Source organism: Bordetella bronchiseptica, assembly GCF_900636925.1.
Taxonomy (GTDB): domain Bacteria; phylum Pseudomonadota; class Gammaproteobacteria; order Burkholderiales; family Burkholderiaceae_B; genus Bordetella; species Bordetella pertussis.
Genome location: NZ_LR134326.1, coordinates 2815792 through 2836726 on the forward strand (window position 1 = coordinate 2815792; position 20935 = coordinate 2836726).

The window sequence follows — 20935 nt, forward strand, 5'->3', positions numbered from 1 at the left end:
CTTACGGATAATTGGGCGGCATCTCGCGGCGGTAGTACCAATACAGGAAGCGCTGGCCCGTCATGGGCGGGGCCACATGGTCGCCCAGCAGATACCGGCATGGCAGCAGATCGGCGGCCTGGGCCATGGCCTCGTCGACCACGCCGGTGGCCATGACGGGAATCCGCTGCGCCGAAGCCTGCTGTGCGATGGCACGGCACGCCTCGCCGGCCCTGCCGCCTTGGCGCAGGGCATACATGAGTTCTGGCATCAGGGCGATGCCGCAGATTTCCAGCGCGTCCAGGTGCGGCGGCGACTCGGCATCGAACGTACTGACGGTAAGCACCAGATTGCATCCGGCCCGGTGCAGCCGCCGCAGGCTATGCAGGCTTTGCTGGCCATAGGGCGACTGAAGCAGGCTGGGCGAAACGGCCAGCGTCAGCGCAAACGGGGGCAGGCCGCGGTGGTCCAGATTGCGCAGGACGTCGTCGCTGTAGCTGCGGCTCATGAGGCATATGGGCTCTGGCTGGATGAACAGCCCCACATGGCGGTTGCCGCGGCGCATGGCCGCGGCCAGGTCGAAAACCTGCGCCAGCAGCTGTTGCGCCAGCGCGATATGCAGGTTGTCGCGCACCAAGGCGGCCATGTAGCAGTGCTCGGGCACCAGCCCCCAATGCCGGTGCGCCCACTGTATCGTCGTGGCCACGCCGAACAGGCTGCCCGTGCCGGCATCGACCACGGGCTGGAATGCGGGAATGAATTCATCGCGCTTGAGCGCGGCGCGCAGTTCTGCGACGGTGGGCCCTTCGACGGGCGCCAGCCGGGCGCGCAGGGTGCGCCGGGACGGACTGAGGGAAGCCTCGAAGCTGCTGCGAGCGCTGTTGGTCCAGTGGATCATGGAGCAGTACTGACGTTGGCGAAATGAACAACGTCATATTGGAATGGACCGATGCCATCCAAGCCATAGGACACAACTCACATGTCCGCCGTACTTTTCCCAATCGTACTGCGTGGGCGCGTTCGCCCATCTCTCAGAAGGCGGCCAGCCGGCTGTTGAGCAGATCGGTGACCAGCATGTGGCCGGGCGCATGGGTGATGCAGAATTCCGGACGCACGGCCGCGACAACCGATTGCGGGGTAACGCCGCAGGCCCAGAAAACCGGTATCTCGCCGGCGCGGATTTCGACCGCGTCGCCGTAGTCCGGGCGGCCGAGGTCGGCGATGCCGATCAATGCGGGGTCGCCCAGATGGACGGGCGCGCCATGCACGGACGGAAAGCGCGACGTGACCTGGATGGCGCGGATTGCGTCCGCCGCCTTCAGCGGCCGCATCGAAACCACCAGCGGCCCCGAGAACGGGCCGGCTGGATGCGTGGCGATGTTGGTACGGTACATGGGCACGTTGCAGCCCTGCTCGATGTGGCGGACCGGCAGGCCATTCTCGAGCATGGCCTCCTCGAACGAGAAGGAGCAGCCGATGAGGAAGGCCACCAGATCGTCGCGCCACAGGCCGCGCACGTCGAGCGGCTCGTCCACCAGCTTGCCGTCGCGCCAGACGCGGTAGCGCGGCACATCGGTACGGATGTCGATATCGAGGCCGAGCTCGGGCAAGGACGGGTCGCCGGGTTCGGAGACCGCCAGCAAGGGGCATGGCTTGGGATTGCGCTGGCAGAAGCGCAGGAAGTCGCCCGCCACGGCCTGCGGCAGGATGGCCAGGTTGGCCTGTACATGGCCGGGCGCGAGGTTGGCCGTGGGCCCGGTCAGCATCCCGCCGCGCGCGTCCAGGCGCGCCTGATGGCCCGCGCCGGCCAGGGAAAGAATCGTCATGATGGCAGCAACTCGATGGTAAGGGACGGGCCGGCGCACCGCCGGCCCGCCGGATGGTTACCCGCCCAGCAGGTCTTCGATGGCCATGCCGATGGCGAGCACGCGCCGGTCCGAGCCATTGGCCGCGGCGACCATCAGCCCGACCGGGGCGGTGCCTGCCTCGTGGCAAGGCAGGCTGAGCGCGCTGCCGTCGAGGAAGTTGATCAGCGTGGGATTGCGCAGGATCAGCAGGTTGGTGGAGCCGAACAAGGCATCGGAGGCTTCCAGGTCGGCGATGGCGGGCGCGACGACCGGCACGGTCGGCAGGACCAGGGCATCGTAGCCGGCGATGCGCGCCTCGACCCGGGCCCGCCAGGCTTGCCGGGCCGCCAGCAGATCGATGTAGTCGGCCGCGGACATGTCGGCGCCGCGGCGGATACGCGCCACGACGCGCGGGTCGTAGCGATCGGCGGCGCGTTCGATCAAGTCGCGGTGCCAGGCCCAGGCCTCGGCCGCGGTAAAGCCGCCCTTGCTGTTGATGTCGGCCAGTTGCGCGAACTCGGGCACGGCGATTTCGTCGATACACGCTCCCGCCTCGGCCAGTTTCGCCAGCGTCGCGGCAAAAGTGGCCGACACATGCGCATCCAGGCCGTCGAGCGCGAGCGTAGTCGGTACTGCCAGGCGCAGGCCGAGCAGCGCGGCCGGCACTGGTATGTCCGCGTCGTCGCCGCCGGCCAGGATGGCGTCGAGCGTGGCGCAGCACCGCACCGAGGGCGCCAGCGGGCCAATCGAATCGAGGTTGGCCGACAGCGGCAACACGCCCTGCATGGACACACGCTGCGCGCTGGGCTTGAAACCGGCGAGGCCGCACAGCGCGGCCGGAATGCGCACCGATCCGCCGGTGTCCGAACCGATGGCCCCGCTGGCCATGCCGTCGGTCACCGAGACGGCCGCGCCGGAAGAGGAGCCGCCGGGAATGCGCCCGGTGGCGCGGTCCCAGGGGTTGCGGGGCGTGCCGTAGTGCGGGTTCAGGCCCAGGCCCGAATAGGCGAACTCGGTCATGTTGGTGCGTCCGACGATGACCGCGCCGGCGGCGCGCAGGCGGCGCACCACCACCGCGTCGCGGACCGCGGCGGGCTCGTCCTGGCGCGCGACCGAACCGGCCATGGTGGTTTCGCCCGCGACGTCGAACAGGTCCTTGATCGAGATGGGCAGGCCGTCGATGGCCGAGCGCGTGACGCCGGCGGCGCGCAGCGCATCGGCCGCGCGGGCCTCGGCGCGGGCCTGCTCGGCGTACACGCGCGTAAAGACGCGCGCGCCCTCCCCGGCCGGATCGGCGGCGCGCGCCAGGGCGGCTTGCGTCAGCCCGCTGGAAGTGTCGCGGCCTTCCTGCAAGGCCAGGCTTTGTTGTGTCAACGTCGGTAGCATGGGAACAATCCGTGTGCCGCGCCGCGGCGGTTGGGGGTTGAGGAAAGGCCCGCCGGCCGCTCAGGCGATTTCCGGCAATACTTCCACATCATAGCGGTGCCGCAGGGTGCGCTGGCGGCGCGGGTCGTGCAGCTCCATGATGAACGTGGTCGAGGCGCGGATGCCGCCGATGGCGGCCACCGTGCCGCAGGTCATGCCCGTGCCCTCGGGCAGCGATGCCTGGCCCTGCGTGTAGCCGGCGATCAGGTCCTGCGGCGTACGCAGCGAGGCCAGCGTCCCCTCCTGGTACAGCACCTCGGCGCCGTTCTCGACGATATACGAGCGCAGCACCAGTTCGTCCCAGTACTCGGCCACGTCGGCATGGCGCCATGCGTCGCTGGCCACCGGCTTGACGCAGACCTGCTTGGACAGGGCGACGCTATGGGCCTCCAGCTTGCGGTCCGTATGGTCGGAGGCCAGGCTGACGTACAGTTCGCCGCCGACGCTGAAGACGAAGGTTTCGGCCTCGCCCGACGAATCGGGGCCGACGGCCTGCACGCGGCCGGCCTGGCTCAACTGGTTCTCGGCGATGCGGTAATACAGCGGCACGCTGCTCGGGCGCGGTACGCCCAGTTCCGCGAGTTCCTCGATGTGGTGTTCGATGGCGGCGCGGTCGCGTCCGGCCCACCCGGCCACGACCAGGTTGCGGATTTCGGTCTCGACAGTGCGGGTGGCGCCATCGGCCTGGACTTGGAATGCGATTTTCATTTGATACCTTGCAGTAAAACGCGCGGCCGCCATGGCCGCGCCTGTCCCTGGACGATTACCCGAACACGCGCGGCAGCCACAGCGCCAGGTCGGGGAAGAAGGCCAGCAGCGCCAGCATGACGAACATGGCCAGCACGAATGGCAGCGCGCCGTTGATGACGGCCGTCATCGAACCGCTCTTGCGCAGGCTTTGCACCACGAACAGGTTCAGGCCGACGGGCGGCGTGATGAGGGCGGCCTCGACCAGCACGATGATCAGGATGCCCAGCCAGATCGGGTCATAGCCCAGCGCGATCATGATGGGCGCCACGATCGGGATCGTGGTGATCATCATGGACAGCGTTTCCATGAAGCAGCCCAGCACCAGATAGAAAATCACCACGATCAGCAGCATCCAGCCCGGCGACAGCCCCAGCCCCGTGATGGACTGCACCAGCGCATCGGTCAGGCCGGTGGCCGACATGACGAAGTTCAGGAAGCTGGCCGCCAGCACGATCAGCATGATCATGGCGGTCGAGCGCATGGTGCCTTCGATCGCCTCGCGCAGCATGGTCCAGGTCAGGCGGCGGAACCAGGCTGCCAGGATCAGCGCGCCCAGCACGCCGAGCGCGGCAGCTTCGGTCGGCGTGGCCAGGCCGGCGTAGATCGACCCGACCACCAGGAAGAAGATCGCCATGGGCGGCCCGAGGTGCACCAGGCTGGCGATGCGCTGGGCCCAGGAGGCCTGGATGCGGTGTCCGCCCCATGACGGCTTGGCGACGCAGGCCACCACGACCGTCATCATGAACAAGGCCGCCATGGCGAACCCGGGGATGATGCCGGCCAGGTACAGCTTGGGTACCGACGAGTTGGTCAGCACGCCGTAGATCACCAGGTTGATGGACGGCGGGATGAGGATGCCCAGCGTGCCGCCGGCGGCCAGGCTGCCCAGGAACAGCGGCTCGTTATAGCCGTACTTCTTGATCTGCGGGATCGCTACCGTGCCCACCGTGGCGGCGGTGGCCACGCTGGAGCCGGATGTGGCGGAGAACAGCGTGGAGGCGCCGATGTTGGCGTGCATCAGCCCGCCCGGCAGCCAGGACAGCCACAGGCTCATGGCGGCATACATGCGTTCGGCAAAACCGGCGCGCAGCAGCACCTCGCCCAGCATGATGAACAGCGGGATGGCGACCAGCAGGAATTCGTTGTTGGCGCTCCAGGTCACCTCGCCGATGGCGCGCGTCAGCGGCAGCATCGAGTAAAGCGGATCGAGGATCAGGCCCAGCACGCCTAGCGCGGCGCCCACCGGAATGGAAATGCCGATCAGGACCAGCAGCAGGATCAGGGCGGTGGCGATCATGCGGAGGCTCCCTTGACCATGCGTTCGCCGGCGGCGGCTTCCTCTTCGGCTTCTTCCTGCGCCGAGCGCACGCCGCAGATTTCCTTGACCAGGTCGAGGTCGCCAGTGACCAACGCGGCCGAGGCACGCACCAGCATCAATGCCACTGTCACGCACATCCACGCCAGCCCCAGCGCCCACAGGCCTTGCGGAATCCACAGCGGCGTGGCCAACGGCGTGTTGGCGGCCGATTTCTGCGCCCAGGAGGTCTGCACGACCTCATAGGCGTAATACGTCATGAAAACCATGAAGACGCCCAACGCGACCAGGGCGATCCAGTCGAGCACGGCCGATACGCGTACGGGCAGGTATTGATAGACGACGTCGACGCGCACGTTGGCGCGCTGCAAGGTGGCGAAGGCCAGCGCCCACGAGGTGCTGATCGCGAAGGCGTAGCTCGACAGCTCGTCGGCGCCTCCGGTAGTAAAACCAAAGAATTTGCGCGCCAGCACGTCGAAGGAAATCAGCAGCACGCTGGCGATGGTCAGCGCGCCGCCGACCCATACGGCCAGGCGCGACAGCGACTCGGCGCGCCGCAGCAGCCCACCCAGGGCGCGAAAATGTTCGGATCGGGTCATGAATGAACCTCTGCGGGCATGCCCGCGGTGGCGAAAAACCAGGCGCGCCGCGACCGGGCCGCGGCGCGCGTTGCAGCATTGGGGCGGGCCGGCCGGCCCGCGTCCGGACTTACTTCTTGGCGACCAGACCCAGCGTCTTGCCGATGGTGGCGTTGAAGTCGCTGACGCACTGCGCCGAGCACCGGGCGGCCCACTTGGGCAGCACCGCCTCTTCGGTCACTTTCTTCAGCAACGCCCGGTCGGCGTCGGTAGGCTGCACCAGCACCATCTTGCCCTTGACCGGATACGGGCACGCGGCCGCGCCGGTGTTGCAGTCATAGCCTTCCTGCGTCTGGCGCGCGGCGGCATCCCAGATCTGGTCGACCAGGTTCTTGATGTTGTCCTGCAGGAACGTGCGCACCTTGGGGTCCAGCTTGTCCCACGCCTTCTGGTTGACGGCGTGGATCTGCTGGTTCCAGTTGATCGGCAAGGCATACAGGTGCGTCGACACTTCGTACCACTTGGCCGAGTAGCCGGACAGCGAGCCGGTGATGGCGCAATCGACTACCTTGTTCTGCAGGGCCGGAACGACTTCGCCGAACGCCATGGTGACACTGGAGCCGCCCAGCGCCTCGACAAACTCGGCGGTGGTGCGGCTGCTGGTGCGCACCTTCTTGCCCTTGATGTCGGCCAGGCCCGTGATCTCGGCATTGCAGAACAGCACCTGCGCCGGATAGGTGGAGATGCCCAGCAGCTTGACGTTGGCGCCTTCGCCGTACAGCTTGGCATACACCGGCTCGAACGCGTCGGTCACCTGGCGCGCCGTCTTGACGTCGGGCGCCAGGCCGGCCAGGTCGATCGCTTCGTTGATGGGGTTGTCGGAGGCGAAATAGGCCAGCGTCGCGGTGCCGAACTCGATCACGCCCTGCGACATGAGGCGCAGGATCTCGGGCCCCTTCAGGCCCATCTCGTTGAAACCCTTGATGTCGGCGGTGACCTGCCCCTTGGACAGTTCGGGCACGGTCTTGGTCCAGAACGGCTTTTCGTAATCGTTGTAGGCAGTCAGGTTGCTCAGCCCGCCGACCACCTTGACCTTGGTCTTGGGCAGGTCCTGCGCGTGCACGGCGCCGGTCAACGCGGCCACGGCGAAGGCGGCGGCGAAAACAAAAGGCTTCTTCATGGGCAACTCTCCTTGCAGGCGGGATATCGGATACGCGCCGGGGCCCCGTTACCCTGGCGGCGCGCGTATGCCATCGGCCTTGTCAATCGGCGCCATTGCACTGCACGCCAACGGCAGCGTCCAATCGTTAGTTGGGATGAGGGGGTATAAATTTTTCTTAACCCTCGCGGCGCCGCGCCCGGGCGTGTCGCGCAAAGCCAGTATCCACGTGGCTTGCGGGGTGACGGGCCAGCCGCGCCATGGACGCGCCGACGCCGCGCCCGCAGCCGGGAGCAGGCGTTTCGTCAGGGAAATCCCCTAGGCGCTTGCGGCGCCCGAAGCGGCGAACGCAGGCCCTTGGGGCTAGCCGGCGCCGATGGCGCCGCCGTGCTCGGCCGCGGTGCGCTGCGCCAGCAGCGCGATGGCGCGCGCGGCGTGGCTGTCCGGTCCCTGCACCCAGCTGGCGGTGAAACTCAGGTCGGGCAGCGGGTCGGCCTGCACGTTGAGCAGGCGCAGCTCGCCGCGGGCCAGTTCCTCGTCGAGGAACACCGGCGCGATCACGCTGGTGCCGATGCCATCCTTGGTCATGCGCACCACCATGGCCAGCGATGCGCTGCCGTACATGCGCGGCGCCGCCACGCCGGCGCGCGTGAGCATGTCGCGCACCTGGCGGTACGGCTCGCTGCTGGACGGATAGGTAATGACGGGCAAGGTGCCGATGCGCTCGAGCGTCAGCGGCTCGGGGCCGAGCTCCAGCAAGGGGCTGGCCACCCAGGCCAGCGGATAGGCGCACAAGGGAATGTTTTCCATGCGCGCCTCCAGGATGGGGCCCATCAGGAAGGCGACGTCGATCTGGCGCGCCATCAGTTGCCCGCGCAGCACATGCGTGGTGTCGACCTCGATCTGCAGCACCAGGGCCGGATAGGCGGCGTGCACATGTTCGATCAGCGCCGGCAGCCAGGTCTGGACGATGGTTTCGGCCACGCCGATGCGCACCGTGCCGCTCATGACATTCTGCTCGCGCGCGGCCTGCATCAGGTCGTGGCGCATCTGCAGCATGCGCTCGGCATGCGAAAGCAGCTCCTGACCCTTGCCGGTCAGCGAGACCCCGCGGGCGTCGCGCTCGAACAGGCGCACACCGAGGTCGGCTTCCAGCGAGGCGATGCGCTGCGAAATCGCAGGCTGCGTGGTGTTCAGTTTCTCGGCCGCGGCGCGGAAACTGCCCAGCGTGGACACCCAGAAGAAGGTCTCGATGTGTTTGAGGTCTATCATGTGCCGTTCCTATAGCCGGATGAGCGTATCATGACCGCCGTGCCGGATTGGCCGCCCACCGGCGGCGGCCGCCGCGCAACCGCGATCGAAACAGGAGACCACCATGCACCGGCGCCAGTCCGGCCTGGCCGCGCGCCCGCCGGCCTCGACCACCCCGACGCCCTTCACCGCGCGCCCGCTGATCGGGGTGGCGCTGTTGATCCTGTCCATGTGGACGCTGTCGGGGCTGGACGCGAGCGGCAAGTGGGTCATGGCCGCCGGCGTGCCGCTGCTGGTGCTGTGCTGGGTGCGCTACCTGGTGCACCTGGTGCTGGTGCTGACGCTGGTGCTGCCCGCCCGCGGCCTGCGCATCCTGCGCGCCACCCGTCCGCGCGAACAGATCGTGCGCGGGGCGGCCATGTTCTGCGCCACCCTGCTTTTTTTCACGACCCTGAGCTACCTGCCGCAGGCCGAGGCCACCGCCATCAATTTCCTGGCGCCGCTGATCGTGCTGTCGATCGCGCCCTGGGTGCTCAAAGAGCCGCCGCGCCTGTCGCGCTGGGTGGCGGCCGGCGTGGCGTTCCTGGGCGTACTGATCGTCATCCGGCCCGACGGCGGCCTGCATCCGCTGGGCGTGATGTTCGGCCTGCTGACGGCCTGCTGCTTTGCCGCGCAGTACATCGCCACCCGCAAGGTGGCCGGCGACGATCCCTATACCTCGCTCATCTGGAGCGGCGCGGTCGGCGCGCTGTGCCTGACCGCGGCCCTGCCCTTCATCCTGCCGCCGGCCATGCCGGTGCTGCGCGAACTGAGCCTGGGGAACTGGCTGCTGCTGCTGTCGACCGGCGTGTCCGGGGCGCTGGGCCACCTGCTGCAGATCGGCGCCTACCGCAATGCGGCCGCTTCCACGCTGGCCCCCTTCGTGTACCTGCAGATCGTCAGCGCAACCACCATAGGCTGGCTCTTCTGGGGGCATTTCCCCGACGCGATCACCTGGCTGGGCATCGCCATCATCTGCGCCAGCGGCAGCGTCATCGGCGTGCTGGAATGGCGCCGCGGGCGCCGCCTGGCGCCCGCGGCCACCTGAGGCTCAGTCCTGCAGGCGGCCCGCGGCCAGCACCAGTTGCCGGCCGCAGCGCGCGGCCAGTTCGGGGTCGTGGGTGACCAGCACCAGCGTCGTGCCGTGCTCGCGGTGCAGATCGAACATCAGGTCGATGACGGTTTCGCCGGTGGCCGCATCGAGGCTGCCGGTGGGCTCGTCGGCGAACAGCAGATCGGGCTGGACCACGAAGGCGCGCGCCAGCGACACCCGCTGCTGCTCGCCCCCGGACAACGTACGCGGGTAGTGGTGCAGCCGCTCGCCCAGGCCTACCCGCCGCAGCATCGCCTGCGCCGCCTCGCGCGCCGGCTGGCCGGCCAGCTCCAGCGGCAGCATGACGTTTTCCAGCGCCGTGAGGTTGGGCAGCAGCTGGAAAGACTGGAATACGAAGCCCACATGGCTGGCGCGCAGGCGCGCCCGGCCATCCTCGTCGAGGGCGAAAAGATCCTGGCCGGCCAGGTGCACGCTGCCTGACGAGGGAACGTCCAGGCCCGCCAGCAGTCCGAGCAAGGTGGACTTGCCCGAGCCGGAACTGCCGGTGATGGCCACGGCGCTGCCGGCCCGGACCGTAAAATCGATGCCATCGAGGATCGACAGTTCACCGCCGGCGTCGGCCACACGCTTGCCCAGCCCTTTCACTTCAATCGAGTTGCCGTTATCCATGCGCATTGTTTTCCGTTTGCTCGCACCTTGCCTTGCCGCCATCGCGCTCGCCGCCACCTTGCCGGCCCAGGCTCAGACCGCGGCCGCGCCCACAGGTTCCGCACCGCACGCCGTCCTGGTGGTCGGCGACAGCCTGTCGGCCGAATATGGCCTGCGGCGCGGGTCCGGCTGGGTGCCGATGCTGGCCCAGCGGGTTTCGCAACAATACCCCAACTACCGCGTCGTCAATGCCAGCATCAGCGGCGATACGACCAGCGGCGGGCTGGCGCGCCTGCCGGCGCTGCTGCGCCAGCACGCGCCGGCCGTCGTCGTGCTGGAACTGGGGTCCAACGATGCCCTGCGCGGCCTGGCGCTGGACATGACCGAGCGCAATCTGCGCGCCATGGCGCAGGCGTCGCGCCAGGCCGGCGCATCGGTGCTGGTGGTCGGCATGCAGATCCCGCCGAACTACGGCCGCGACTACACACAGCGCTTCGCGCAGGTCTTTCCAGCCGTGGCCGAACAGGAAAAAGCCCGGCTGGTGCCGTTCCTCATGGAAGGAATCGCCACCAACCGGGCCATGTTCCAGGCCGACGGCATCCATCCCAACGAGGACGCCCAGCCGGCGCTGCTTGACAATGTCTGGCCCGTGCTCGAGCCGATGCTGGCTCAGCCCGCGGCCGACTGAGCGTCGCCCTTGATGGCTTCGGCGGCCTCCGGCAGGATCTGCACCTTGTACTGGTCGCGCAGCTGCCTGAGCACCGCCGCGTCCTCGGCCTGGCCCCAGGCCCCCGAGAGCTGCGTCTTGAGCAGGTCGAGGTCCTGCTCGGTGCTCTGGCCCGCCTCGACCTTCTCGATGCGCGCCACGACGTAGTCGGCGCCCAGTTCCACCCCGGTGTAGGCGGGCAGCGGCGACGGCGCCTGGCGCATGACGGCGTCGAGCACGCGGCGCGGCAGGTTCTGCGCATCCTGGCGCGAGACCACGATGGCCGGCGCGAACCCCTCCGGCGTTGCCGAAGCGTCGGCCTGCACGCTCTTGAGCGCGGCCTCGCCGGCCTGGCGCGCAGCCTGGGCGGCGCGCTCTCCGAGCAGGCGGTCTTCGATGCTGGCGCGGACCTGCTCCAGCGGCGGAATGTGCGAGGGCTCGACCGCCGCCACGCGTACGGCCAGCATGGTATCGGGCGTCAGCTCGATCACGCCGGAATTGAGTTTCTCGCGCAGCACATCGGGCGAGAACAGCACCTGGCGCACGCGCGGGTTGTCCAGCAGTTGCGCATCGTCGCCACCGGCGGCGGAACCGGCGCCGGCCTGCTCGGCCGGCAGCAGGCCGGTGCGGGTGATGCCGCCGGCGGTACGCAGCTTCAGGCCCAGCTTGTCGGCGGTGGGCTGCAGGCTGTCGCGCTGGTCATAGACCAGCCTGGTCATGTCCGTGGCCATGTCGGCGAAGCGGGCCGAGGCCAATTGCTTGCGGATCTCGCTCACGACCTCGTCCTTGACCTCGGCCAGGGGCTTGACCGAGCCCGGCTGGAAGTCGGTGACCTTGAGGATGTGGAAGGCGGTGGGGGTGTCTACCACGCCCGAGACCTGGTCCTTGGCGAGGGCCTGCGCGGCCTGCTGCAGCGGCGCCGGCAGGGGCGCCCAGCCCAGGTCGCCGCCCTGCGCGGCCGAACCCGTGTCCTGCGAGTTCTTGCGCGCCAGCTCGGCGAACCCGGCCGGATCGGCGGCCGCCTGGGCAGCGATTTCCTGCGCCTTGGCCGCGGCGGCCTTGCGCGCCTCCTCCGAGGCGCCGGGCGGGATGGAAATCATGATGTGGCTGACGCGCCGCCGCTCGGGCTGGCCGAAGCGCGACTTGTTCTGCTCGTAATAGCTGGCGATGTCCTCGTCCTTGACCTGCACGCCTTCGGTCGCGGCCGCCTCGTCGAGCACCAGGTACTGGGCCTGGACCTGCTCGGGCACGCGCAACTGCTCCTGGTTGGCGTCGTACCAGGCCTGGATGTCCTGCGGGGACACGGTGACCTTGGCGCGGAAGTCGGAGGCGGCGAACTGGCGCAGCTGCACCGTGCGCCGCTGCGTCAGGGCGGCTTCGACCGACCTGGCCACTTCGGCCGGCACGCTGGCCGACTGGCTGATCGGATCGAGCACGCGCGCCACCGCCAGGTCGCGCCGCAGCCCGGCTTCGAACGAGGTCGGGGACATGCCTTGCGCGGCCAGCACCTGGCGGTAGCGCTCGGGCGAGAAGCGGCCGTTGTCCTGGACCTGCGGGATGGCGGCGATCGTGTTGCGCAGCGTGCCGTCCGACACCGAGAAGCCATTGTCGGCGGCGACCACGGCCAGCAGGCGCTGGTCGATCAGCTGGTTGAGCAACTGCTCGCGCATCGCCGGGGTATCGATCATGGCCGGGTCGAACTGCGAGCCCAGCCGCTGGCGCAGCTGCTCGAGCTGGTTGCGGTGGGCCTGGTCGAACTCGGAGCGGGTGACGGGCTGCCCGGCCACGGTGGCCAGTTCGGGCTCACGATTGATGAAACTGTCGTAACCTTGGACGCCGACCAGCATGAACGACGGCACGATCAATAGCAGCAGGATGAGTTGCATCCAGCGTCGATGGGTGCGAATTATTTCAAACATGGAACCCCTGTTGCCGCGCTTGCGCGAACCTTCGCCGCGCCAAGCCGCAAGAAAACGCATAAAAAAAGGCGAACCCGATTCGCCTTACTCCGTGCCGGAAACTGTACCGGATCAGCCGCCGGAGTTTACCACCAACAGGCCGGCGAACCACCCCCGCCGTGCACGGAAGAAGGCGGCGTTCGGGGTATGCTTGCAGGCTTGAGCGCGGCTGTGCGCAGCCCCATTTCCCGAAACCGAGCATCATGACCGCACCCCTTCCCGCCTGGCCCTATTCTCCCTATATCGCGCACCGCGGCGGCGGCCGCCTGGCGCCCGAAAACACCCTGGCCGCCATGCGCGTCGGCGCGGCCCATGGGTTCACCATGTTCGAATTCGACGTCAAGCTCAGCCGCGACAATGTCGAGGTGTTGCTGCACGATGACGACGTGGACCGCACCAGCAATGGCCACGGCCCGGCGGCGTCCAAGACGTACGCCGAGCTGGCCCAGCTGGACGCCGGCAGCTGGTATGCGCCGCAGTACGCGGGTGAGCCCGTCCCCACTTTTTCGGCGGTGGCGCGCTATGCGCTGGCCAACGGCATCGCCTGCAATGTCGAGATCAAACCCTGCCCGGGCCGCGAGGCCGAGACCGGCGCGGCCGTGGCGCGCGCGGCCGCCGCGCTGTGGCAGGATGCCCAGCCCGCCCCGCTGCTGTCCTCGTTTGCCGAGCCCGCGCTGCACGCGGCCCGCGGCGCCGCCCCGCAGCTGCCCCGCGCGCTGCTGGTGGAACGCGTGCCGGCCGACTGGCTCGAACGGCTGCGCAAATACGATTGCATCGCGCTGAACATCAACCAGCGCGACGCCAGCCGCGAGTTGGTCGACGCCGTGCACCAGGCCGGCTACCGCATCGCCGCCTGGACCGTCAACGACCCGGCCCGCGCCCGGCTGCTGCTGGATTGGGGCATGGACGCCATTTTCACCGACGAGCTGGCCACCATCCGGCCCGCCGTCTGACGCGGAGCCGCCTTGTTCAGTTACCGACACGCCTTTCACGCCGGCAACCACGCCGACGTCCTCAAGCACGCCATTCTGGTCCACGTGCTGGACTACATGAATCGCAAGGAAGCGCCCTATTGGGTGGTGGACACGCACGCCGGCGCCGGCCTGTACGCGCTCGGCAGCGACTGGGCCAGCAAGAACGCCGAGCATGCCGACGGCGTGGCGCGCCTGTGGGAGCTCTCCGGCCTGCCTGCGCTGCTGGCCGACTATGTCGCCCGCATCCGCGACTACAACACGGACGGCGTCCTGCGCCATTACCCGGGCTCGCCCTGGCTGACCCTGGACGTGCTGCGCGAACGCGACCGCCTGCGCCTGTTCGAGATGCACCCGAGCGAGTCGGACGTGCTGGTCAGGAACCTGGAACGGCGCAACGAGCGCACCGCCCTGCGCCAGACCACGGTCTTCGCCGCGGATGGCTTCGAGGGCGTCAAGGCGCTGCTGCCGCCGCCGACGCGCCGCGGCCTGGTGCTCATCGATCCTTCCTACGAGGACAAGCAGGACTACCGGCGCACGCTGACTGCCGTGCGTGAAGGCGTCAAGCGCTTTGCCACCGGCACCTTTGTCGTCTGGTACCCGCTGGTGCAGCGCCGCGAGGCATCGGAGATGGCGCGCCAGCTGGAGCGGCTGCCGGTCAAGAGCTGGCTGCACGCCACGCTGACCGTACGCAAACCCGCCGCCGACGGCTTCGGGCTGCACGGCAGCGGCATGTTCCTGGTCAACCCGCCCTGGACGCTGCACGACGCGCTCAAGCCGGCCATGCCGCTGCTGGCGCGCGAACTGGCCCAGGACGACCGGGCCGGTTTCACGCTGCAGTACCGCGAGAACCCCTGAGGCTCAGGCCGCCAGGCGCTGCGGGCGGGCCTGCGCCAGGCGCGCCGCGGCGTCGCGCAAGGCGGTGCGCAACCCCTCTTCCACCACGGGGTGGTAGAACGGCATTTCCAGCATCTGCGCCACCGTCAGCGACTGTTGCGCCGCCCAGGCCAGCAGGTGGCCGATGTGCTCGGCGCTGGGACCGACCATTTCCGCGCCCACGAAACGCCCCGACTCGATGTCGGCATAGACGCGCAGCATGCCGCGATTGCGCAGCATGACGCGCGAACGGCCCTGGTCGCCGAAATCGACTTCGCCGGCCACGAAGGTGCCGCTTTCCAGCCGCGCGAACGGCGTGCCCACCAGCGCGATCTGCGGATCGGAGAACACCACGCCCAGCGCCGCCCGGCGCAGGCCCGGCGCGACGTCCGGATAGCGCGCGGCGTTCTCGCCGGCGATGCGCCCTTCGTCGGCCGCTTCATGCAGCAGCGGCGCGTCGGCGTTGGCGTCGCCGGCGATGAACACCGGCGCCTGGCCCGCCTGCATGGTATGGCGGTCGAAATGCGGCACGCCGCGCGCATCGAGCGCCAGGCTGGTGTTGTGCAGATCGAGGCCATCGACATTGGGTCGCCGGCCGGTCGCGACCAGGGCGTAGTCGAAGCGCTCGGTGCGCTCGGTATTGTCCAGCGCCACGTAGCGCACTTCGACCTCGTCGCCGACGCGCTTGGTTTCCAGCACGCGCGCGTCCGGATCCAGGTAGAACTCCTGCTGGAAGGCCTTGCGGGCGCTCTGGCGCACGCGCGGGTCGGTGATGCCGCCCAGGCTGCCGCTCACGCCGAAAACGCGCACCTGCACGCCCAGGCGCGCCAGCGCCTGGCCCAGTTCCAGCCCGATCACGCCGGGCCCGAACACCGCGACGCGCGCCGGCAGCGTGTCCCAGGCAAAGACGTCGTCGTTGACCACCAGGCGGTCGCCCAGCGCCAGGAACGGCGGGGGCACCGCGGGCCGCGAGCCGCTGGCGATGACCACGCTGCCGGCGCGCACCTCGGTGTGCCCATCCACGCGCAGCACCGTGTCTTCGACAAAGCGCGCCATGCCGCGCAGCTTGTCCTCGGCCGGGATGTTCTCCACGCCCTCGAGCACGAAGCCGACGAAGCGGTCGCGCTCGCTCTTGACGCGCGCCATGACCTGCGCTCCGTCGATCCGCACCGCGCCATCGATATGCACGCCGAAGGGCCCGCCGTGCGCCGCCGCATGGGCCGCCTCGGCGGCCGCGATCAACAGCTTGGACGGCATGCAACCCACGCGCGCGCAAGTCGTGCCGTACTGGCCGCCTTCGATCAGCAAGGCGCGCTTGCCGGCGGCGCGCGCGGCGCGATAGGCCGCCAGGCCGGCCGTGCCGGCGCCTATGATGGCCACGTCAGTGTGCAAGGTTTTCATCGATTATCCTCATGAGTGCGGGCGCGCCGCCCAGGCGGCGCGCGGACAGGCAGACGCGCTGGCCGCCGCGAAGCGGCCAGCGTCGGCACGAAGGGAGGGAAAAGCCGGCGGCGGCAGCGCCGCCGGCCAGGCATCAGGCCAGGTAGGCCTTGAGGGCGTCGAAACCGCCGATCAGCTTGCCGTTGATGAACACCTGGGGCGCGGTATCGCCACCCGAGACGGCGCCGATCACACGGCCGCGCACCTTGTTGTCGAGCGGGATCTCGATCGGATCGAAGCCCTTGCCCTTGAGCAGGGCCTTGGCGTCGACGCAGAACGGGCAGCCCGGCTTCGAGAACACCACGACCTGGTCGGGCTTCCTGGCCTGGGGCGCGACGTAGGCGAGCATCGTATCGGCATCCGAGACCTCGAACGGATCGCCTTCCTTCTCGGGCTCAATGAACATCTTCTCGACCACGCCATCCTTGACCAGCATGGCATAGCGCCAGCTGCGCTTGCCGAAGCCCAGGTCCTTCTTGTCGACCAGCATGCCCATGCCATCGGTGAACTCGCCGTTGCCGTCGGGCAACAGCGTCACATTGGCGGATTCCTGGTCTTTCGCCCACTCGTTCATGACGAAGGTGTCGTTGACGGAAACGCAGACAATGCTGTCGACGCCGGCGGCGAAGAAGGCGGGAGCCAGCTCGTTGTAGCGCGGCAGGTGCGTGGACGAGCAGGTCGGCGTGAAGGCGCCGGGCAGCGAGAACACCACGACGGTCTTGTTCTTGAAGACGTCGTCGGTCGTCACCTGCTTCCAGGCATTGTTTTCACGGACGGGAAACGTCACGCTCGGTACACGTTGACCTTCGCGATTCTGCAGCATTCATATCTCCTTGGATTAGCTTTGCGACATTCTGTGGAACAACCACCATGAAGAGATGATAACCGTTGACTATCAATTAATCAAATTTAATAAATCTAATTAATTGATAGCCATAAACAATCGACTACTCAATATTGATTAAGCTGCTTGCACGGCATAGCCGGCGGCGCGGATCGCCTGGGCAACCGGCTCGGCCGCTGCCGCGCCTTCCACCGTCACGCGGCGCGCCGCCAGGTCGATCTGGACCAGCGCCTGGGGCACGGCCTGCTGCACCGCCTGCGTGATGCTCTTGACGCAGTGGCCGCAGGTCATGTCGGGAACGTGAAAGGCGATAGTCATGGTTTTCTCCTGGATGAGGGCCGGCCTTGCGCCGGCGGACAGCGTCCGGTTTTCGAACGTTGGAGAGAGCTTAAACCTTCCCATGATGTGAAGGTCAAGCGTAGAATGGAAGCGACGCCTTCCATGCCGGAAGGCGCGCAACCGGCCCGCCGTCGGCGGGCCAGGGACACTGCCCATGAATATCGGAGACGCCGCCCAGGCCTCGGGCATTTCGGCCAAGATGATCCGCTACTACGAAAGCATCGGACTGATCGGCCCTGCCGCGCGCACCGAATCCGGCTATCGCGTCTATGGCGATGCGGAACTGCATACGCTGCGTTTCGTGCGGCGCGCCCGCGATCTCGGTTTCTCGGTCGAACAGATGAACGAACTGCTGGCGCTGTGGCGCGACCGCAGCCGCGCCAGCGCCGACGTCAAGCGCATTGCGCTCGAGCATGTCGCCACACTGGAGCGCAAGGCGGACGAATTGCGCCAGATGGCCGACACGCTGAAGCACCTGGCGCACCATTGCCATGGCGACACCCGGCCCGACTGCCCGATCATCGAAGAACTGAGCAACACCGGGCAGCGCTGAACGCCGCCGCCCGGCCGGCCGCCTCAGGCAGCGGCCGCCTCGGCAAGGCGCTCGGCCTCCTCGCGCGCCTTCTGCCGCGCCTGTGCCTGCGCTTGCAGCACCGTCGCCTCGTCGAGCGACTCGAACACTGCGATCGATTCGACATGGCCGGTATGCGGGAACATGTTGATGACGCCAGCGCTGCGCAGCGCATAGCCGCCTTCGTGCACCATGATGGCGGCGTCGCGCGCCAGGGTGCCCGGATTACAGGAGACGTACACGATGCGGCGCGGCCGCTCGCCGGGGGCCAGCAGCGACAGCGCCTGCGCGACAGCCTGCGCGCCTTCCCGCGGCGGGTCGATCAGCATGCGGTCGAAGTAGCCCAGCCCGCGCAGCCATTGCACATCGACCTCGAACAGGTTGAGCGTGGCGAAACGGGTGCGCTCGCCCAGCCCATGACGCGCCGCCGCCTCGTGCGCGCGGTCGGTCAGCGCCTTGCTGCCCTCCACCCCCACCGCCTCGCGCCCCTGGGTGGCCAGCGGCAACGTGAAATTGCCCAGGCCGCAGAACAGGTCCGCCACGCGGTCCTGCGGCTGCACATCCAGCAGCTTCAGGGCGCGCGACACCATGGCGCGGTTGATGGCGTGGTTGACCTGGGTGAAATCCGTCGGCCGGTAAGGCATGCGCAGCCCGAACTCCGGCAGGGTATAGGCCAGCGCGTCGGCATGCTCGCGCTCCAGCGGATGCACGGTATCCGGGCCCTTGGACTGCAGCCACCACTGCACCCCGTGCTCGGCGGCAAACGCGCGCAGCACGGCGATATCGCCGTCGGTCAGCGGCAACAGGTGGCGCAACACCAGCACGATCGCCTCATCGCCCAGCGCGACCTCGATCTGGGGCATGCGGTCCGGCGCCGACATGGCCGCTATCATGGCGCGCAGGGGCAGCAGCAGGCGGCTGACCGCCGGCGGCAGCACATGGCATTCGCGCATGTCGGCCACGTAGCTGCTCTTGCGTTCATGAAAGCCCACCAGCACCCCGCCCTTCTTGGGCACGACGCGCACCGACAGGCGGGCGCGATAGCGGTAGCCCCAGGTCGGGCCATAGAGCGGCGGCAGGATGCGCGCCGGCTTGAGCTTGCCCACGTGCCAGAAAGTGTCTTCGAGCGCGCGCTGCTTGATGGCGACCTGGGCCGCGGGCGCCAGGTGCTGCATGGCACAGCCGCCGCAAACGCCGAAATGCGGGCAGCGCGGCGCCACGCGCTGCGAGGACGGGCGCAGGATCTCCTCGACCTTGGCAATCTCGTAGGACGGCTTGCGGCGCACCGTCTGCACCGTGACCCGCTCGCCGGGCAAGGCGCCTTCCACGAACAGCACTTTGCCGTCACGGTGGGCTATCCCCCGGGCCTCGAGGTCCAGGGACTCAATATTCAAAACGTCGACCATCTCGCACAGTCCAGATACACAGGCAGGCCGGCATTGTAAAAGAGCTCGGGCCATGCCGGAAACGGCTGTCCGAGCGGACGCCCCGTCCCCCACCGGACGGGACGTCCCCGGCAGCGCCTCAGAAGGTCCGCGCCACCGAAAACACCGCTCCCAGCCTGCCCGAGGGATGCCCGTTCTTGGTAGGCAGCCAATTGTCGCGGGTCGCGCCCACTGCGGCCAGGCCCAGCACCCAGCCGCTCAGGTCCTTGGTCACGCCCAGCTTGTAGTCCACGTAGTGGCCCAGCGCGTCGCCGTCCATGTCCTGCGCCTTTTTCAGCTTCTGGTAGCCCAGGTGGCCGACCAGCCCCCAGCCATCGCCCAGGTCGAACGTCGCCGTGCCGTCCAGGTACCAGGTGCCCTTGGTATCGGGCGTGCTGAAGAAATCGCCGGGCGTGTACGAGTACTTCAGCGAGTAGTTCGCATAGCTCACGCCCAGGTACAGGTCGGTGTTGTTGTAGTTGCCGCCCTTGGGCGAGCTGGAGCCCGGGTAGTAGTAGTGCAGCACGCCCACGTCCAGGCCGACGCCGCCGCCCGCCTCGCCCTTCCAGCCGCCATAGAAGTCCATTTCGAGATTGCCGTCGGTGAAGACGAAGTCGGAGACGTTCGAATTCCAGTTGCCCAGGTAGAGGCCGGAAGTGTGGGTGAGGTCGAACCCCAGCTGGATGGCAGGCCGGAAATCGGTCTGCGAGTAACCCCGGAAACGGTAGTCGCTGACCATGGCGGCGTTGCCGCTCAGCGAAAATCCCGCCCCCAGGTCGGTCGGCTCGGCGCGCGCGCCGGCGGCGCAGACGGCCAGTACCAGGGGCAAGGCGAACAAGGGCTTTTTCATGATGTGCGGTTCCTGATCGATTGGAATAAGGACGCGGCATGCAGCCGTCCTCCCAGCCGCGGGGCAAGTCCCCTCCCCTGACGGCTTACCCCATGAAAAGCACATTCCATGCCAGCCCGCCCGCGCCGGCATGGCGCGCGCGCACGGCGCCGCGGCGCACCGCAGCGGTGCACCCCGGCCCTGCTCCGCCTTGTTTCGGCGCATGGCGCGCCAGGCTGGCTCGCGCGCCAACGCAAACGCCCCGGGGCGTTGCAGCCCCGGGGCGTCATTCCTGCGGATCGGCGTGGATCAGTTCGCCGTGGCGGCGCCGGCCGGCGCGGCGGACTGGCCGCCTTCGGCGTGCCGCTTCTGCATGCGCTCCTGCATGCGGGCGTGGCGTTCGCTCATGCGTGCCTGGTTGGCCTTGGCGATCTCGGTGACCTGGCCGCGCTGGACCTCGTTCAGGCTATCCCAGACCGCCAGCCATTTGTCGCGTACCTGGGTAGCCTGGGCGCGGAACTGCTCGTGCCGCTTGTCCGATTCGGCCAACAGCGCGCGCGGATCCAGCTTGCCGCTGTCGAGTTGCGCTTTCAGCGCGTCGCGGCCCGTGGCGCCCGCGTCGCGGCGGCTCTTGTGCACATCGCGCTGCGCCTGGCGAGCCTGGTCGACCAGCCCCTGCTGCTTGGCGTCCAGCTTGAGCGACTCGATCTGCGCCTTGGACAGCGGGCCGACGCCCGGCAGCCAGACGCCGTCGCGCATCATCTTCTTGTGGTGGTGACGGCCCTGCTCTTTCATATGGCCGGCCGCCGGGCCTTCCTGGGTGGCCGCGAGGGCGGGAGCCGCCACGACGCCCGCCGAAAGCGCCAGGGTCAGGCCTGCCAGAGTGGAACGGATAGCGTGTCGGGACATGGTGATCTCCTGAAAGGTTGAAA

21 protein-coding genes are annotated in these 20935 nt (G+C 68.4%); 5 read left to right on the forward strand and 16 right to left on the reverse strand.

The window, feature by feature from the left end:
• Nucleotide 1 precedes the first annotated feature (1 nt).
• The 8 genes from bvgR to EL288_RS13090 all read right to left on the reverse strand — a co-directional run bounded on the left by bvgR (nucleotide 2) and on the right by EL288_RS13090 (nucleotide 8325).
• Nucleotides 2–877, reverse strand: a complete 876-nt coding sequence (gene bvgR / locus EL288_RS13055) for a virulence regulation phosphodiesterase BvgR (RefSeq protein WP_003811069.1) — start codon at nucleotides 875–877, stop codon at nucleotides 2–4.
• Between the two features lie 133 nt (nucleotides 878–1010).
• Entirely contained in the window at nucleotides 1011–1805 is a 795-nt protein-coding gene (locus EL288_RS13060) for a putative hydro-lyase (protein ID WP_010930607.1), read from the reverse strand.
• A gap of 57 nt (nucleotides 1806–1862) precedes the next feature.
• A complete protein-coding gene (locus EL288_RS13065) occupies nucleotides 1863–3212 on the reverse strand; it encodes an amidase (protein WP_010926711.1) in 1350 nt (449 codons plus the stop codon).
• A 60-nt stretch (nucleotides 3213–3272) separates the two neighbouring features.
• Nucleotides 3273–3959, reverse strand: a complete 687-nt coding sequence (locus EL288_RS13070; RefSeq protein ID WP_033447514.1) for a DUF2848 domain-containing protein — start codon at nucleotides 3957–3959, stop codon at nucleotides 3273–3275.
• A 55-nt stretch (nucleotides 3960–4014) separates the two neighbouring features.
• Complete coding sequence (locus EL288_RS13075) at nucleotides 4015–5298, reverse strand: TRAP transporter large permease (RefSeq protein WP_003811061.1); 1284 nt, start codon at nucleotides 5296–5298, stop codon at nucleotides 4015–4017.
• Complete coding sequence (locus EL288_RS13080) at nucleotides 5295–5915, reverse strand: TRAP transporter small permease subunit (protein ID WP_003811059.1); 621 nt, start codon at nucleotides 5913–5915, stop codon at nucleotides 5295–5297. The genes EL288_RS13075 and EL288_RS13080 overlap by 4 nt, the downstream gene beginning before the upstream one ends.
• A gap of 109 nt (nucleotides 5916–6024) precedes the next feature.
• Nucleotides 6025–7074, reverse strand: coding sequence for a TRAP transporter substrate-binding protein (locus EL288_RS13085; RefSeq protein WP_010926712.1), 1050 nt, complete (start codon nucleotides 7072–7074; stop codon nucleotides 6025–6027).
• A gap of 342 nt (nucleotides 7075–7416) precedes the next feature.
• Nucleotides 7417–8325, reverse strand: coding sequence for a LysR family transcriptional regulator (locus EL288_RS13090; protein ID WP_003811054.1), 909 nt, complete (start codon nucleotides 8323–8325; stop codon nucleotides 7417–7419).
• A 103-nt stretch (nucleotides 8326–8428) separates the two neighbouring features.
• Here EL288_RS13090 and EL288_RS13095 point away from each other — a divergent pair, with 103 nt between their 5' ends.
• Nucleotides 8429–9391, forward strand: a complete 963-nt coding sequence (locus tag EL288_RS13095) for a DMT family transporter (RefSeq protein WP_003811052.1) — start codon at nucleotides 8429–8431, stop codon at nucleotides 9389–9391.
• 3 nt (nucleotides 9392–9394) lie between these two features.
• Here EL288_RS13095 and EL288_RS13100 read toward each other — a convergent pair whose 3' ends face one another.
• Nucleotides 9395–10066: an ABC transporter ATP-binding protein gene (locus tag EL288_RS13100; RefSeq protein ID WP_010928863.1), complete on the reverse strand. Its 672-nt coding sequence runs from the start codon at nucleotides 10064–10066 to the stop codon at nucleotides 9395–9397.
• Between EL288_RS13100 and EL288_RS13105 the strand changes: the two genes are divergently transcribed.
• Nucleotides 10065–10733 carry an arylesterase gene (locus EL288_RS13105; RefSeq protein ID WP_033447512.1) on the forward strand — a complete coding sequence of 223 codons (669 nt, stop codon included), beginning with the start codon at nucleotides 10065–10067 and terminating at the stop codon, nucleotides 10731–10733. The genes EL288_RS13100 and EL288_RS13105 overlap by 2 nt on opposite strands.
• On the opposite strand, the gene EL288_RS13110 is transcribed toward EL288_RS13105, so the two are convergent.
• Nucleotides 10715–12730 (reverse strand): SurA N-terminal domain-containing protein, encoded by a 2016-nt coding sequence (locus EL288_RS13110; protein ID WP_010926713.1) that lies wholly within the window; start codon nucleotides 12728–12730, stop codon nucleotides 10715–10717. The genes EL288_RS13105 and EL288_RS13110 overlap by 19 nt on opposite strands.
• A gap of 182 nt (nucleotides 12731–12912) precedes the next feature.
• Here EL288_RS13110 and ugpQ point away from each other — a divergent pair, with 182 nt between their 5' ends.
• Both ugpQ and EL288_RS13120 read left to right on the forward strand, forming a co-directional pair.
• Nucleotides 12913–13662, forward strand: a complete 750-nt coding sequence (gene ugpQ, locus EL288_RS13115) for a glycerophosphodiester phosphodiesterase (protein ID WP_003811044.1) — start codon at nucleotides 12913–12915, stop codon at nucleotides 13660–13662.
• Nucleotides 13663–13674: 12 nt separating this feature from the next.
• Complete coding sequence (locus tag EL288_RS13120; RefSeq protein ID WP_010926714.1) at nucleotides 13675–14538, forward strand: 23S rRNA (adenine(2030)-N(6))-methyltransferase RlmJ; 864 nt, start codon at nucleotides 13675–13677, stop codon at nucleotides 14536–14538.
• Between the two features lie 3 nt (nucleotides 14539–14541).
• Here EL288_RS13120 and EL288_RS13125 read toward each other — a convergent pair whose 3' ends face one another.
• The 3 genes from EL288_RS13125 to EL288_RS13135 all read right to left on the reverse strand — a co-directional run bounded on the left by EL288_RS13125 (nucleotide 14542) and on the right by EL288_RS13135 (nucleotide 17158).
• Nucleotides 14542–15957 carry a dihydrolipoyl dehydrogenase gene (locus EL288_RS13125; protein WP_003811039.1) on the reverse strand — a complete coding sequence of 472 codons (1416 nt, stop codon included), beginning with the start codon at nucleotides 15955–15957 and terminating at the stop codon, nucleotides 14542–14544.
• A gap of 133 nt (nucleotides 15958–16090) precedes the next feature.
• Nucleotides 16091–16819 carry a redoxin family protein gene (locus EL288_RS13130; RefSeq protein WP_003811037.1) on the reverse strand — a complete coding sequence of 243 codons (729 nt, stop codon included), beginning with the start codon at nucleotides 16817–16819 and terminating at the stop codon, nucleotides 16091–16093.
• A gap of 138 nt (nucleotides 16820–16957) precedes the next feature.
• A complete protein-coding gene (locus EL288_RS13135; RefSeq protein ID WP_003811035.1) occupies nucleotides 16958–17158 on the reverse strand; it encodes a heavy-metal-associated domain-containing protein in 201 nt (66 codons plus the stop codon).
• Nucleotides 17159–17333: 175 nt separating this feature from the next.
• Between EL288_RS13135 and cueR the strand changes: the two genes are divergently transcribed.
• Complete coding sequence (cueR, locus tag EL288_RS13140) at nucleotides 17334–17732, forward strand: Cu(I)-responsive transcriptional regulator (protein ID WP_003811033.1); 399 nt, start codon at nucleotides 17334–17336, stop codon at nucleotides 17730–17732.
• Nucleotides 17733–17755: 23 nt separating this feature from the next.
• On the opposite strand, the gene rlmD is transcribed toward cueR, so the two are convergent.
• The 3 genes from rlmD to EL288_RS13155 form a co-directional block, all read right to left on the reverse strand.
• Nucleotides 17756–19156, reverse strand: a complete 1401-nt coding sequence (rlmD, locus tag EL288_RS13145) for a 23S rRNA (uracil(1939)-C(5))-methyltransferase RlmD (protein ID WP_010926715.1) — start codon at nucleotides 19154–19156, stop codon at nucleotides 17756–17758.
• 118 nt (nucleotides 19157–19274) lie between these two features.
• Nucleotides 19275–20024 (reverse strand): TorF family putative porin, encoded by a 750-nt coding sequence (locus EL288_RS13150; RefSeq protein ID WP_010926716.1) that lies wholly within the window; start codon nucleotides 20022–20024, stop codon nucleotides 19275–19277.
• Nucleotides 20025–20312: 288 nt separating this feature from the next.
• Nucleotides 20313–20912 (reverse strand): hypothetical protein, encoded by a 600-nt coding sequence (locus EL288_RS13155; RefSeq protein ID WP_033447505.1) that lies wholly within the window; start codon nucleotides 20910–20912, stop codon nucleotides 20313–20315.
• Nucleotides 20913–20935 lie beyond the last annotated feature (23 nt).

Bases quoted from the DNA above. Each gene is read 5' to 3' on its own strand.
- bvgR (WP_003811069.1), bottom strand. From the start codon at position 877: ATGATCCACTGGACCAACAGCGCTCGCAGCAGCTTCGAGGCTTCCCTC.
- EL288_RS13060 (WP_010930607.1), bottom strand. From the start codon at position 1,805: ATGACGATTCTTTCCCTGGCCGGCGCGGGCCATCAGGCGCGCCTGGAC.
- EL288_RS13065 (WP_010926711.1), bottom strand. From the start codon at position 3,212: ATGCTACCGACGTTGACACAACAAAGCCTGGCCTTGCAGGAAGGCCGC.
- EL288_RS13070 (WP_033447514.1), bottom strand. From the start codon at position 3,959: ATGAAAATCGCATTCCAAGTCCAGGCCGATGGCGCCACCCGCACTGTC.
- EL288_RS13075 (WP_003811061.1), bottom strand. From the start codon at position 5,298: ATGATCGCCACCGCCCTGATCCTGCTGCTGGTCCTGATCGGCATTTCC.
- EL288_RS13080 (WP_003811059.1), bottom strand. From the start codon at position 5,915: ATGACCCGATCCGAACATTTTCGCGCCCTGGGTGGGCTGCTGCGGCGC.
- EL288_RS13085 (WP_010926712.1), bottom strand. From the start codon at position 7,074: ATGAAGAAGCCTTTTGTTTTCGCCGCCGCCTTCGCCGTGGCCGCGTTG.
- EL288_RS13090 (WP_003811054.1), bottom strand. From the start codon at position 8,325: ATGATAGACCTCAAACACATCGAGACCTTCTTCTGGGTGTCCACGCTG.
- EL288_RS13095 (WP_003811052.1), top strand. From the start codon at position 8,429: ATGCACCGGCGCCAGTCCGGCCTGGCCGCGCGCCCGCCGGCCTCGACC.
- EL288_RS13105 (WP_033447512.1), top strand. From the start codon at position 10,065: ATGCGCATTGTTTTCCGTTTGCTCGCACCTTGCCTTGCCGCCATCGCG.
- EL288_RS13100 (WP_010928863.1), bottom strand. From the start codon at position 10,066: ATGGATAACGGCAACTCGATTGAAGTGAAAGGGCTGGGCAAGCGTGTG.
- EL288_RS13110 (WP_010926713.1), bottom strand. From the start codon at position 12,730: ATGCGTTTTCTTGCGGCTTGGCGCGGCGAAGGTTCGCGCAAGCGCGGC.
- ugpQ (WP_003811044.1), top strand. From the start codon at position 12,913: ATGACCGCACCCCTTCCCGCCTGGCCCTATTCTCCCTATATCGCGCAC.
- EL288_RS13125 (WP_003811039.1), bottom strand. From the start codon at position 15,957: ATGAAAACCTTGCACACTGACGTGGCCATCATAGGCGCCGGCACGGCC.
- EL288_RS13130 (WP_003811037.1), bottom strand. From the start codon at position 16,819: ATGCTGCAGAATCGCGAAGGTCAACGTGTACCGAGCGTGACGTTTCCC.
- EL288_RS13135 (WP_003811035.1), bottom strand. From the start codon at position 17,158: ATGACTATCGCCTTTCACGTTCCCGACATGACCTGCGGCCACTGCGTC.
- cueR (WP_003811033.1), top strand. From the start codon at position 17,334: ATGAATATCGGAGACGCCGCCCAGGCCTCGGGCATTTCGGCCAAGATG.
- rlmD (WP_010926715.1), bottom strand. From the start codon at position 19,156: ATGGTCGACGTTTTGAATATTGAGTCCCTGGACCTCGAGGCCCGGGGG.
- EL288_RS13150 (WP_010926716.1), bottom strand. From the start codon at position 20,024: ATGAAAAAGCCCTTGTTCGCCTTGCCCCTGGTACTGGCCGTCTGCGCC.
- EL288_RS13155 (WP_033447505.1), bottom strand. From the start codon at position 20,912: ATGTCCCGACACGCTATCCGTTCCACTCTGGCAGGCCTGACCCTGGCG.